The organism is Streptomyces prasinopilosus (assembly GCF_001419695.1).
Taxonomy (GTDB): domain Bacteria; phylum Actinomycetota; class Actinomycetes; order Streptomycetales; family Streptomycetaceae; genus Streptomyces; species Streptomyces prasinopilosus.
The window spans coordinates 1-14,339 of the sequence record NZ_LIRG01000369.1; the positions used below are offsets into that span (position 1 = coordinate 1).

The following is a 14,339-nucleotide window of genomic DNA, read 5'->3' on the forward strand; positions in this document are numbered from 1 at the left end:
GACCAGCCGTCGGTGACGATGTGATGGGCCGTCAGCATCAGGACGTGCGCGTCGTCCGTCTCGCGCAGCAGCAGGGCGCGCAGCAGCGGTCCGGTGCGCAGGTCGAAGGGGCGCTCGTACTCGGCCGCCAGGGCCGCGTCCAGGGCGTCCCCGTCCCCGGGGTCCGGGACGTCCCGGACCGGCAGCGGGACCGGGCCGGCCGGCCGCACGGTCTGCGTGGGGCTGCCGTCGGTCTCGTCGAACACGGTGCGCAGCGCCTCGTGGCGTCCCACCACGTGCTCCAGCGCGCCGGACAGGGCCGTGCGGTCGAGGGTGCCGGTGAGGCGCAGCGCGACCGCGCTGTTGTAGCGCGGGTCGCCGGGGCGCAGCCGGTCCAGGAACCACAGGCGCCGCTGGGCGGAGGACAGCGGCAGCGGGCGGGTGCGGTCCGCGTGCCCGATGGCCTGCCGGGCCCCGGTGCCGGGGGCGTCGGCGGCCCGTCCGGCGAGCCGGCGGCGGAGTGCTTCCCGGAGGTCCTGCGGCAGGGCCTCGGCGCGGTTTCGCTTCGAAGACGTCATGGGGTTCCGGTCCTCACCGTTCGTCGTGGTCGCTGTCGCCGCGTGCGGCGTCCTCGAGTTCGCTCAGCACCTGTTCCTCCACCAGTTCCGCCAGGGCGGCGACGGTGCGGTGGACCAGGACGTCGCGGGGCGTGAGGGTCACGCCGAAGGTGTCGTTGGCGCGGGAGGCGATGAGCAGGGCGCGCAGGGAGTCGCCGCCCAGGGCGAAGAAGTCGTCCTCCGCGCCCACGGTGGCCTGGAGGGCCTCCTCCCACAGGGCGGCGACGGCCTCCTCGGTGGGCGTGCGGGGCGGTACGTGCCCGGTGTCCCGCTCCCGCGTGTCCGGGCCGGGCGCGGGCAGCGCGGCCCGGTCGGTCTTGCCGTTCTCCGTGAGCGGGAACCGGTCCAGCGCCACGAACGCCGAGGGCACCATGGGGCCGGGCAGGGTGCGGGCGGCGAAGGCCCGCAGGTCCGCGCCGGCGGGCGGCTCGGCGCCGGGCGCGACGAGCAGGTGGGCGACCAGGCGCGGCAGCCCCGGTTCGTCCTCCCGCACGCTCACCACGGCGTCCAGCACCGCCGGGTGGCGGACCAGGGTCGCCTCCACCTCGCCGGCCTCGATGCGGTGCCCGCGCAGCTTGAGCTGGTGGTCGGTGCGCCCGAGGTGGTGCAGTTCGCCGCGGGCGTCGCGGCGGACCAGGTCTCCGGTGCGGTACATGCGGGTGCCGGGCGGGCCGAACGGGTCGGCGGTGAAGCGGGCCGCCGTCAGGCCGGGGCGGCCCAGGTAGCCGCGGGCCAGAGCCGGTCCGGCGAGCCACAGTTCGCCGGGCACGCCGTCGGGGACGGGGCGCAGGCGCGCGTCGAGGACGTAGGCGCCGGTGGCGGGCAGCGCGCGGCCGATGGGCGGTGCGGAGCCGTCCGGTTCCAGCGGGTCGGACCAGGTGGCGACGACGGTCGCCTCGGTGGGCCCGTAGGAGTTGACCATGCGGTGGTGCGGCGCCCAGCGGGTGACCAGTTCGGCCCGGCAGGCGTCCGCGCCGACGATCAGGGTGTGCAGGTCCGGCAGGGTGCCGGGGGTGTCCGGCGGGAGGGTGGCGAGCGCGGCGGGCGGCAGCAGGGTGTGCGTGATGCGCGCGGTGCGCAGGAAGCCGGCCAGTTCCGCGCCGAGCAGCGGGCCGGGCGGCGGTACGACGAGGGCCGCGCCGTTCGGCAGGGACATGCACAGTTCCAGTACGGAGGCGTCGAAGCTGGGCGTGGCGAAGGCCAGGACGCGGTCCCCGGCGCGGACCCGGTAGTGCGCGGCCTCGGCGGCGGTGAAACCGGCCAGTCCGCGGTGGGTGACGACGACGCCCTTGGGGGTGCCGGTGGAGCCGGAGGTGTAGATGACGTACGCCGGGTCGTCGAGGTGGAGTGGGCGGACGCGGTCGGCGTCGGTGGGTCGGTGACCGGGCGTGCCGTCGGGCGGGGCGGTGAGCAGGGCGGCGACCTCCTCGGCGGTGAGGGTGACGGCGGGGTCCGCGTCGCGCAGCATCAGCGCGACCCGTTCGGCCGGGTAGCCGGGGTCCACCGGGAGGAAGGCGGCGCCCGCCTTGGCGACGGCGAGCTGGGCCAGGACCATGTCCGCCGACCGGGGCAGGACGAGGGCGACGACGTCGCCGGGTCCCGCCCCGCGCGCGATGAGCCGGTGCGCGAGCCGGTCGGCACGTGCCTCGGCCTCGGCGAAGGTCAGCGTCCGCTCCCCCGCGTCGAGCGCCGTCCGCTCGGGCCACCGGTCGGCCGCGGCCCCGATCAGCGCGGGCAGCGTCGCCGGGGGCGCCGGGGGCAGCTGCGGGCGTGCGGGGCCGTGCAGCAGCCGGTGCCGTTCGGCGGGCGGCAGCACGTCGAGGGCGTGCAACGGGACCTCGTCGCCGGCCGCGGCGAGGGCGGACAGGGTGTGCACCAGCCGGGCGGCCAGGGCGTGGGCGGTGGACTCCTCGAAGTAGCGGGGGTCGTAACCGAGTTCGACGCCCAGTTCGTTGCCGGGTGAGATCACCACGGTGAGCGGGTAGTTGGTCGCCTCGCGGGCGTCGAGGTCCCGGATGCGGACACCGTGGGCGCCGGCGGTGGCGTCGTCGACCGGGTAGTTCTCGAAGACCAGCAGGCTGTCGAACAGGGATGTCCCGGAGGGCAGTGGGCTCCAGCGGTGCAGCTCGGACAGCGGGACGTGGTCGAAGCGCCGGTCCTCCGCCCGCGCGGCCTGCAGCTCGCGCAGCCACGCGGCGCAGTGCGCGTCCTCGTCCACGGCGACCCGGGCGGGCAGGGTGGTGATGAACAGGCCGGTGATGGTGTCGGCGCCGGGCAGGTCGGCGGGCCGCCCGGAGACCGTGGTGCCGAAGCACACCTCCCGCTCACCGCCGGCGCGCGCCAGCAGCAGTGCCCACGCGCCCTGCACCAGTGTGTTGAGGGTGAGGCGGTGCCGGCGGGCGAACTCCGTCAGCCGGGCCGTGCCGTCCGCGCCGAGCCGCCGGGACAGCCAGGTGCCCGAGCGGGCGGGGGCGCCGGGCGCGGGCCTGCGGTCGTACGGCAGCGGGGTGGGTGCGGTGTGGTGGGCGAGGGCCGTCCTCCAGTGTTCCTCGGCGGCGGCGGTGTCGCGGCCCGTGAGCCAGGTGACGTAGTCCGCGAAGGGCCGCCGCCGCGGCAGGGACGGCTCGGTGCCGGCGGCGAGCGCGGCGTGCGCGGCCATCACGTCGCCCAGTACGTGGAAGACGCTCCACCCGTCCAGCAGGACGTGGTGGAAGGTCCACACGACGCGCACCTCGTCCGGGCCGAGCCGGATCAGGGTGACGCGCAGCAGCGGGGGCCGGTCCAGGGCGATGCCGCGGGCGCGGTCCTCGTCGAGCAGCCGCCGCAGCCGGGCCTCCCGCTCCGCCGGTTCCAGTGTGCTCCAGTCGAGCGTGGTGACGGGCAGGGCGGCGTGGCGGTGCACGGTCTGCAGCGGGACCGGCGTCCCGCGCAGGGCCACGGCGGTGCGCAGCACGGGGGTCCGGTCGACGACGTGCTGCCAGGCGGCGGCCAGGAGCCGGGGATCGCGCACGCCGTCCGCCACGAACGTGATCTGCTCGGTGTAGAGGCCCTCACCGGGCTCGTCCATGCCGTGCACGACCATGCCGGTCTGCGTGGGCGTGAGGGGGTAGACGTCCGTCACGTCGCGCCCGTCGCCGACGAGCCGGTCGACGGCCGCCTGGTCCAGCGCGGCCAGCGGGAAGTCCGACGGGGTGCGGCCGCCCGCGCCGGGCTCGGCGCAGTGCCGGACGATCTCCCGCAGTTCCCCGGCCGTCTCGGCCGCCAGCCGGGCGACGGTGTCGTGCCGGTGCGCGTTGCGCGAGTACGACCAGGTGAACTCCAGCCGCTTGTCGGTGACCCGGCCGAGGACGTCGATGAGGTGCGGCCGGTCCGCCGAGCGGTCCATGCCGCCGGTCAGCCCGCCGTGGGGCGCGCGCAGCAGACCGCCTCCGGCCGCGTCCCAGTCCTGCCGGCCCAGGTAGTTGAAGCCGACCTGCGGCAGTTCCGGCAGCTCGCGTCCCGCCGTGGGGTGCAGGTGGCGCAGCGCGCCGTAGCCCACTCCCCCGCGCGGCACGGCCCGGAGGTTCTCCTTGACCGTCTTCAGCGCGGTTCCGGGGGCGACGTCGCGGGGCACGTCGAGGGCCACGGGGAACATCGTGGTGAACCAGCCGACGGTGCGGGCGGGGTCGGCGTCGTCGAAGAGGTCCTCGCGGCCGTGGCCCTCCAGCGCGACCACCACCCGGTCCTGTCCCGTCCAGCGGGCCAGGACCCGGCCGAGGGCGCACAGCAGGACGTCGTTGACGCGGGTGCGGTAGGCGTCCGGCACGTCCTGGAGGAGCCGGCGGGTGTCCTCGGCGTCCAGGGCCACCGTCACGGTCTCCTCGTCGGCGGCGGTGTTGCCGCCGGTGAGGTCCACCGGCAGGGCGGTGGGGCGCAGGGCGCTCCAGTGGGCGATCTCGTCGTCGAAGCCGCCCGCCGCGGTGTGCGCGGCCAGGCGCCCGGCCCATTCCCGGAAGGAGGTGGTCTTCGGGCCCAGGTCGGGGGCACCGCCGGTGCGCAGGGCCCGGTAGGCGGTGTCGAGGTCCTCCAGGACCACCCGCCAGGACACCGCGTCGACGACCAGGTGGTGGGCGGCCAGCAGCAGGACGGGCGGCCGGTGGCCGTCCGGGCGGCACAGGGCGGCCTTGAGCAGCGGTCCCCGCTCCAGGTCGAATCCGGCGCACAGCCGGACGGCCGCGGCGGCCGGCTCCACGGGCGCGTCGTGCACCTCGAGGTGCGGCGCGGCACCGGGCGGGGTGCCGTACTGGCGCCACCGTCCGTCGCCGGCCGGTGCGTAGCGCATGCGCAGCGCGTCGTGCTGCTCCAGCACCGCCGCGAGGGCGGCGCGCAGCAGCGCCTCGTCGGTGTCGGCGGCCAGCTGGAAGGAGACCGCCTGGGTGAAGCGGGCCGGGTCGCCGGTGAGGGTGTCGAACAGCCAGTGCTGCACGGGTGTGAGGGGGACGTCGCCGACGACCGGTCCCTGTTCGGCGGCGGCCGTCGGTGCCGCCGGGAACTCCTCGGCCGCCGTGGCCAGTTCGGCGACCGTCTGGTGCTGGAAGAGGTGCCGGGGCGTCAGCGCGAGCCCGGCGCGGCGGGCGGCGGAGACGATCCGGATGCCGAGGATGGAGTCGCCGCCGAGCGCGAAGTAGTTGTCCGTCGCGCCCACGTCGGGCACGCCCAGCACCTCGGACCAGATCGCGGCGAGCGTCCGCTCGGTGGCGGTGCGCGGCGGCCGGGTGCTCCCCGCGGTGGTGGCCTCGGACCACACCGGTTCGGGCAGGGCCCGCCGGTCCAGCTTGCCGGTGGCGCCCAGCGGCAGGTGCTCCAGCTCCACCACGACGGCCGGGACCAGGTGGTCGGGCAGCGTCCGGGCGAGGAAGGCGCGCAGGTCGGCCGGTGCCGGGGCGTCGGTGCCGCGCGGCACGGCGTAGCCCACGAGGCGCTTGTGGCCGTCGTGCTCCACGACCCGGGCGGCGGCCGCGGCCACCCGCGGGTGCCGGGCCAGCGCGGCCTCCACCTCGCCGAGTTCGATGCGGAAGCCGCGGACCTTCACCTGGTCGTCGGTCCGGCCGAGGTAGAGCAGGTCGCCGTCGCCCGTCCAGCGGACCAGGTCGCCGGTGCGGTACATGCGGGTGCCGGGCGGCCCGAAGGGGTCGGCGAGGAAGCGGGAGGCGGTCAGGCCGGGCCGGTTCAGGTAGCCGCGGGCGACGCCGGTCCCGGCGAGGTACAGCTCGCCGGGTGCCCCGACGGGCACGGGGCGCATGCGGGCGTCGAGGACGTAGGCGCGGGCGCCGCCGACGGGCCGGCCGATGGGCGGGACCCGGTCGGGGTCCGCCGGGTCGCAGGTGAAGGCGGTGGCGTAGACGGTGGCCTCGGTGGGGCCGTAGATGTTCATGACCCGGCAGCCGGGTACCGCCTCCCGCACCTGGCGGACGGCGCGGGCGGGCAGGGCCTCGCCGGCCAGGACGACGGTGTCGGCCGTGACGTGCACGGTGTCCTCGGCCAGCAGGCGGCCCAGGGCGGAGGGGACGGCGCTGAGCAGTCCCGCGCGCCACGGTCCGGGCCGTTCGGCGAGGGCGAGCAGGTCGCGGACGACCTCGACGTGGCCGCCCGCCAGCAGCGGTGCGAGGATCTCGAACACCGACACGTCGAAGGTGAGCGACGTGGAGGCCACCACGTGGGAGAGGCCGCGGCCGGTGAACTCGGCGGCGGCCCAGTCGGCCAGCGCCGCCACCGAGGCGTGGGGGACGACGACGCCCTTGGGCCGGCCGGTGGAGCCGGAGGTGTGGATGACGTAGGCGGGGTGGTCCGGCAGCAGCCGGCCGCGCCGCTCGCCGTCGTCGACGGGCGCGGCGGACGCGGCGGCCAGCCGCGCGGCGCAGGCCTCGTCGTCCAGGACGATCCGCGGGCAGGGGCCGTCCGGCAGCCGCGCGGAGGTCTCCGCGCGGGTGATCACCGCGTCGGGCCGCACGTCCTCGAGGAGGAACGCGATGCGCTCCGCGGGATGGCCGGGGTCGAGCGGGAGGTAGGCGGCGCCGCTCTTGAGGACCGCGAGGAGCGCCACGATCAGGTCGGCGGTGCGGGGCAGGGCCAGGGCGACGAACCGCTCCGGTCCGGCGCCGGCCTCGATCAGGAGGCGGGCCAGCCGGTTGGCGCGCTCGTCGAGCTGCCGGTAGGTGAGGTGCTCGGCGCCGGCGGTCACGGCCGGGGCGTCGGGGGTGCGGGCGGCCTGCGCCGCGAAGGCGTCCGCCAGGGTGCGGCGCGGCGGGCCCGTCACCGGTCCCGCGAGCCGGTCCAGCAGGCGCCGCCCGTCGGACGGTTCGAGCACCGCCAGGTCGGCCGGGCGGCGGCCGGGGTCGGCGGCGATCCGCGTCAGCAGGGTGCGCAGGCTCGCGCCGATGCCCTCGACGGTGGCGGCGTCGAAGGCCGCCGGGTCGTAGTCCAGGGACACCGTCACGTCGTCGCCGGGGGCGACGACCACGCTGAGCGGGTAGTTGGTCGGCTCCAGGTCGCGTTCCTGCTCGACGGCGAGCCCGTGCCGGGCCAGGGCGCCCTCGTCGAACGGGTAGTTCTCGAAGACGACGATGCTGTCGAACAGGCTGGTGCCGCCGGGCACCTCGCTCCAGGTCTGCAGCTGGGCGAGGGAGACGAAGTCGTGGCGCCGGGACTCCGACTGGGCGGCCTGCAGCTCGCGCAGCCACTCCAGCAGGGGGCGTTCGGCGTCGATCCGCAGCCGGGTGGGCAGGGTGTTGATGAACAGGCCCACCATGGAGGTCACGCCGGGCAGTTCGGCGGGGCGGCCGGAGACGGTGGTGCCGAAGACGACGTCGTCACCGCCGCCGTAGTGGTGCAGCAGCAGCCCCCAGGCGCCCTGGAGCACCGTGTTGACGGTCAGTCCGGCCCGCTGCGCGGTGTCCTTGAGCCGTGCCGACACCTCCTTGCCCAGGGTCACCCGGACCGTGCCCGAGGAGGACGTGCGGTGGGCCCCGGCGGGGCGCCGGTCGCGCGGCAGCGCGGTGGGGGCGGTGAACCCGGCGAGGGTCTCCCGCCAGTGGCGTTCCGCGCGGCCGGTGTCGCGGTCCGCCAGCCACCTCAGGTAGCCGGCGAAGGGCGGCCGGTCGGGCACCCGCGGGCGGTGTCCGGTGGTCAGGCCCGCGTACCGTTCGCACACCTCGTCGAACACCTGGGCGGCGCTCCAGCCGTCGAGCAGGACGTGGTGGAACGTCCACACCATGCGCACCCGGTCCGGTGCCAGGCGGATCAGTGCGAGCCGCATGAGCGGGGCCGCGCCGAGGTCGATGCCGGCCCGCCGGTCCGCGTCCAGCAGCGCCTCCATGTCCCGGGCGCACTCCTCGGCGGGCCGGCCGGTCCAGTCGTGGTGGGTGACGGGCACGACGGCCCGCCGCTCCACCACCTGGAGGGGTTCGGGGGTCTCCCGCCACACCAGGCGGGTGCGCAGGACCGGGTTCGCGTCCGCCGTGCGCCGCCACGCCTCGGCGAGCGCGTGCGGGTCGGTGACGCCGTGCAGCACCACCTGCACCTGGTTGACGTAGGTGCGGGCCCGGGGGTCCATGAGGCTGTGGAACAGCATGCCCGCCTGCATCGGTGTCAGCGGGTACACGTCCTCGACCGCGCGGCCGTCCCCCACGACCCGGTCCACGGCGGCCTGGTCGAGCCGGGCCAGCGGGAAGTCCGAGGGGGTGCGGCCGCCGGCGTCCGGGGCGGCGCAGTGCGCGACGATCTCCTCCAGCGACCGCAGCATGCCCCCGGCGAGCGCGGCGATCGTCTCCTCGCGGTGGCGTCCGCCGCTGTAGTGCCAGGCGATCTCCAGTTCGTCGTCCTCGACGCGGGCCACCACGTCCAGCAGGTGCGGACGCGGCGCGGAGGGGTCCTCGGCGCCGTCCAGGCCGCCGGGAACGGCCCGGACCAGCGCGCCGCCGTCGGCCGACCAGTCGAAGCGGCCCAGGTAGTTGAAGCTGATGCCGGGCGGTGGTGCGGCGGCGAGCCACCCGTCGCCCGCCAGGTGGCGCAGGGCACCGTGGCCGACGCCCCGGCCGGGTACGGCGCGCAGTTGTTCCTTCACGGACTTCAGCGCGGTGCCCCAGTCCCCGTCGGGCAGTTCGAGGGCGACCGGGAAGAGGCTGGTGAACCAGCCGACCGTGCGGGACAGGTCGAGGTCGTCGAAGATCTGGTCCTCGCGGCCGTGTCCCTCCAGTCCCACGGCGACGGTGGCGCGGCCGGTCCAGTCCGCCAGCACGCGGCCGAGGGCGGTCAGCAGGACGTCGTCGATGCGGGTGCGGTAGACGCCGGGGACCCTGCGCAGGAGGTCCTCGGTCCGGGAGCGGTCGAGCCGTACGGTCACCGTGCGCAGGTCGGCGGCGGTGTTGCCGCCGTCGAGGTCCGCCGGCAGCGGTTCGGCGCAGTGCCGCGCCACGGTCTCCCAGTGGGCGCGCTGCGCGGCGAAGTCCTCCTCGCCGGTGCGTGCGGTGAGCCGCCGCACCCATTCCCGCACGGACGTGGTGCGCCGCGGCAGCCGTACGTCCTCGCCGTCGCGGGCCTGCCGGTAGGCGGTCTCCAGGTCCTCCAGCAGGATGCGCCAGGAGACGCCGTCGACGATCAGGTGGTGGGCGGCCAGCAGCAGGCGTGCGGGCCGGTCCCCGCGGGTGAACAGCCGGGCGGTGACCAGCGGGCCGGTGTCCAGCCGGAAGCCGGTGTGCGCCTCCCGCGTGAGGCGCTCCTCGGCCTCCCGGGCGGCCCGCGCGTCGAGGCCGTTCAGGTCGTGCGCCCGCAGCAGCCGGGGGGTTTCGGCGTCGGGGGCGGCGTACTCCTGGCGCCAGGTTCCGTCCGCGGCACGGGTGAAGCGGGCGCGCAGGGCGTCGTGGTGGGCCCACAGCGCGGCCAGGGCGGCGTTCAGCGCGCCGGTGTCGACGTCCTCGGCCGTCTCGACGACCACGGACTGGTTGAAGTACTCCGGGCGCGGCGGTTCGGCGCCGAGGAACCAGTGCTGGATCGGGGTGAGCCCGACCTCGCCGGTCACCGGGCCGGTGCCCGCGACGGCCGGGGCGGTGCCGGCCGCGGCGGTGGCCAGGGCGGCGAGCGTGGGGTGCCGGAACAGGTCCCTCGGGGTCAGCGCGAGCCCGGCGGCACGGGCGCGGGAGACGATCTGGATGCTGACGATCGAGTCGCCGCCCAGCATGAAGAAGTCGTCGTCGAGGCCGACCCGTTCCACGCCGAGGAGTTCCGCCCAGATGCCGGCGAGGGTCCGTTCGGCGTCGGTGCGCGGTGGGCGGTGGGCGGTGTCGCCCGCCGTCGACGGGCCGGGGTCGGGAAGGCGCCGCCGGTCGACCTTGCCGTTCGCGGTCAGGGGCAGTTCCGGCACGGTGACGAAAGCGGCCGGGACCATGTAGTCGGGCAGTTCGCCGGACAGGCGGGCGCGCAGTTCGGCCGCCGTCGGCACGGTCGTGCCGGCGGCGGGCACCAGGTGGGCGACCAGGCGCTTGCGTCCCGCGTGCCGCACCGCCGACACCACGGCCTCGGCGACCGCCGGGTGCGCGGTGAGCCGGGCCTCGATCTCGGCGGGTTCGACGCGGAAGCCCCGGATCTTGATCTGGTCGTCGGCGCGTCCCACGAAGTGCAGTTCGCCGTCGGCGCTCCAGCGCACGATGTCGCCGGTGCGGTACATGCGGGTGCCGGGCGGGCCGAACGGGTCGGCGAGGTAGCGGGCGGCCGTCGCGCCGGGGCGTCCGGTGTAGCCGCGGGCCAGTCCGGCGCCCGCGAGGTACAGCTCCCCCGGGACGCCCGGCGGCTGCGGCTGGAGCGCGCCGTCCAGGACGTACACGCGGGTGTCGTCCAGGGGACGGCCGATGGGCAGCGTCGCGGGCAGCGCGTCGCCGGCGCGGAAGGCCCGCCGGGTGGCGAAGGTGGTGGTCTCGGTCGGCCCGTACACGTCGACGACGGTGAGGTCCGGGCAGGCGTCCAGCACGCGCCGCACGGCGGAACCGGGCACGGCCTCGCCGCCGGTCCACACCTCCCGCGCGCCGCGCAGGCAGGCGGGGTCCTCCTGGGCGAGGAGGCGGAACAGGCCCACCGTCAGGAACAGGCAGGTCACCCCCTGCTCGGTGATCGCGTGCCGTACGGCGGCGGCCTCCAGGTCCCCCGGCGGGGCGAGCACGGCCGTGCCGCCGCGCAGCAGCGGCACCCACAGCTCGTAGGTGGAGGCGTCGAAGGCGTGCGGGGAGTGCACGAGGACCCGGTCGTGGGCGGCGAAGGCGCGGTCGGCGGCCAGGGCCGCGACGTCCCGCTGCCGGGCCGCCACGCCCTTGGGGTTGCCGGTGGAGCCGGACGTGAACATGAGGTACTGGACGTGCTCCGGGTGCACGCGCGGCGCGGCCGCGGGTTCCGGGGCCGTGGCGGCGGGGCCGCCCGGGTCCGCGTCCGGCCGCAGCACGCGGCCTTCCGGGAGCAGGGCCGCGGCCGTCTCCTCCCACACCCCGTCCGTGAGCAGCAGGCCGGCGCCGGCCTCCCCGAGCATCGTGCGCAGCCGCTCCCGCGGCGCCCTGCCGTCGAGCGGGACGTACACGCCGCCGAGGCGGGCGAGGGCGATCTGGGTGGCGACGAGGCCGGCCGAGCGGTCCATCAGGACGCCGACGGGGACCTCGGGGCGCACCCCGAGCGCGGCCAGCCGGCCGGCCAGCGCCGCGGCCCGGCCGGCGAGTTCGCGGTAGGTGAGCCGCTCGTCGCCGGCCAGCAGCGCGACGGCGTCGGGAGTGCGCCGCACCTGCGCGGCGAACAGGTCCGCGGTGGTCGCCGCGGGGGTGTGGGTGGCGGTGTCGTTCCAGGCGTGGAGCACCTGCTCGCGCCGGGCGGCCGTCAGCAGGGGCAGGCGGGCGGGCGTGCTGTGCGGTGCGGCGGCGAAGCCCTCCAGCAGGACGGTGAGGTGTTCGGCCATCCGCTCGACGGTGGCGGCGTCGAAGAGGTCCGGGTCGTAGCCGAGGCGCAGGGCGAGCTCCGTGCCGGGGTAGGCGACCAGACCGAGCGGGTAGTTGGTGGTCTCGATGCCCTCCAGGCCCCTGAGCCGCAGCCCGTGCGCGGCGCCGAGGCCGTCGTCGACCGGATAGTTCTCGAACACCACGATGCTGTCGAACAGGGCGGTCCGCTCGGGCAGTCCGGTGAACGCCTTCATGCGGTGCAGCGGCACGTGGTCGTGGCGGCGGTCCTCGCTCTGCTCCTGCTGGAGCCGGCCCAGCCAGTCGAGCAGCGTCCCGTCCCGCGGCACGCTCACGCGGGTGGGCAGGGTCGCGATGAACAGGCCGTTCATGGTGTCGGAGCCGGGCAGCTCGGGCGGCCGTCCGGAGACGGTGGTGCCGAAGACCACCTCGTCGCGGGCCGCCTGGCGGCTCAGCAGCAGCGCCCAGGCGCCCTGCACGAGGGTGTGCATCGTCAGGCCCGCCGTCCTGGCCAGGGCCTCCAGTGCCCGGGTGGTGGTTCCGGGCACCGTGACCCGTACCGCCCGCGTCGACTCCGCGCGGTGGCTCTCGCGCGGTTCGCGGTCGAAGGGCAGTGCGGTGGCCTCGTCCAGGCCGCTCAGGCGGGTCCGCCAGTGCCGTTCGGCCTCGGCCTCCTCGGCGCGGTCCCGCAGCCAGGCCACGTAGTCGCGGAAGGGACGGCGCTCGGGCAGCGGGACGTCCGCGGCGCCCGCCGGGCCGGCGTGGCACGCGAAGACGTCGGAGAGGACCTGGAACAGGCTCCAGCCGTCCAGGATCAGGTGGTCGAAGGACCACACGACGCGGACCTCGCGGTCGGAGAGGCGGACCAGTGCCAGGCGCTGCAGCGGCGCCCGCGCCAGGTCGATCCCGCGGGCGCGGTCGTCCTCGAGCAGGGTGCGCAGCCGCTCGTCCCGCTCGGTCTCGGACAGGCCGCGCCAGTCCAGGTGCTCCACCGGCACGGCGGCCCGGCGCCGCACCACGAGAAGCGGTTCGGGCACGTCCTGCCACACCACGCGGGCGCGCAGCACCGGGGTGCGGTCCGTGACCCGCTGCCAGGCGTCCGCCAGCGCGGCCGGGTCCGGCACGCCGTCCAGGACGAACGTCAGCTGCTGGAAGTACACGCCGCGGTCGTCCTGCGCGAGCCGGTGGAAGAGCATGCCGGCCTGGGTGGGCGTGAGGGGGTGGACGTCCTCCAGGCCGGCGGGGTCCCCGCCCGCGACGCGGTCGACGTGCGCCTGGTCGAGCCGGGCCAGCGGGAAGTCCGAGGGGGTGCGTCCGGCGGCGCCGGGCCGGGCGGCGTGGCGGGCGAGGCCGGCCAGCGCGTCGGCGAACCGCCCGGCGAGGTCCTCGACGGTCTCCCGCCGGTGCAGCGCGTCCGAGTAGAACCAGGTGAACTCCAGGCCGTCGTCGTCCAGCCGGCCCACGACCTCCAGGGCGTGCGGGCGGGCCGCCGAGGGGTCGGCGTCCAGCTCCAGCGGACGGAACGGCCCGCCGTACAGCCCCTCGGCGGTGCCGGGGTCCCCGGTGTCCCGGGAGGGTCCGAAGCGGCCCAGGTAGTTGAAGCTGATCTGCGCGGCGGTCGCCGGGAGCGGTGCGGCGTCGCGGCCCGGGAGGGTCAGCAGGCCGTGGCCGAGGCCGTGCCGGGGCACCGCGCGCAGCTGCTCCTTGACCTGCTTGAGGACGGCGTCCCAGTCCGCCCCGGACGGGACGGCGAGGGCGACGGGGTGGCGGGTGGTGAACCAGCCGACGGTGCGGCTGGTGTCGACGTCGGCGAACAGTTCCTCACGGCCGTGGCCCTCGACGTCCACCAGCACCCGCTCGTGCCCCGTCCAGCCGCACAGCACCCGGCCGAGGGCGGCGAGCAGGACGTCGTTGGCCCGGGTGCGGTAGGTCTCGGGCAGGGTCCGCAGCAGTTCCCCGGTGTCCTCGGGGCCCAGGCGCACCGTCACCGAGCGCTGGGAGGCGTAGGTGTTGGCGCCCGTCCGGTCCGACGGCAGGGCGGCGCGGGCGTCCTCGGTCGCCCGGGCCCAGTAGGCCTCCTCGTCGTCGAAGCCCCCGGCGGCGGCGTGCGCGGCGAGGCGCTCGGCCCACTGCCGCAGCGGGGACGACTTCGGGGGCAGCGCCGCCGCTCCGTCCCGGCCGGCCCGGCGGGCGCGGTAGGCCCGGTCGAGGTCCTCGAGGAGCAGGTGCCAGGAGACGCCGTCGACGACGAGGTGGTGGGCGGCCAGGTGCAGCACCCGCGGCCGTCCGGGGCCCCGGTCGTGCAGGACGGCGCGCAGCAGCGGTCCGTGGCGCAGGTCGTGGGGGCCCAGGTGCGGGGTGTCGGTGTCCGGGCCGGTGTGGTGCGCGAGGCGGCACCGGGCGGCCGGGCCCTCGATCAGCCACCGTACGCCCGCGTCGCCGGTGAGGAAGCGGGAGCGCAGCGCGTCGTGGTGGGCGATCACGTCGTTGAGGGCGTCCTCGAGCGCGGTCGCGTCGACGCCGGCGCGCAGTTCCACCGAGAGCGTCTGGGCGAAGTGCCCGGCGCGTCCGCCCGCGCTCTCGAAGAGCCAGTGCTGGATGGGCGTCAGCGGCGCGGTGCCGGTGGCCTCGGCGGGCGCGGACGCGGTGGCGGGCCGGCGGCTTCCCGCCTCGTCGGCGCGGCGGGCCAGGGCGGCGACCGTCTGGTGCCGGTAGACGTCCCGGGAGGTGAGGGTGAGGCCCGCCTGCCGGGCCCGGGCGACGATCTGGATGCTGAGGA

Annotated in this window: 2 protein-coding genes; both read right to left on the reverse strand. The window is 76.6% G+C overall.

The window, feature by feature from the left end; genetic code table 11:
* Window positions 1-557 (reverse strand): condensation domain-containing protein (locus tag AOK18_RS16390; RefSeq protein WP_055694849.1); only part of this gene is annotated, 557 nt, incomplete at its 3' end.
* 13 nt (window positions 558-570) lie between these two features.
* A partial coding sequence (locus tag AOK18_RS16395; RefSeq protein ID WP_055694850.1) for a non-ribosomal peptide synthetase occupies window positions 571-14,339 on the reverse strand: 13,769 nt, incomplete at its 5' end.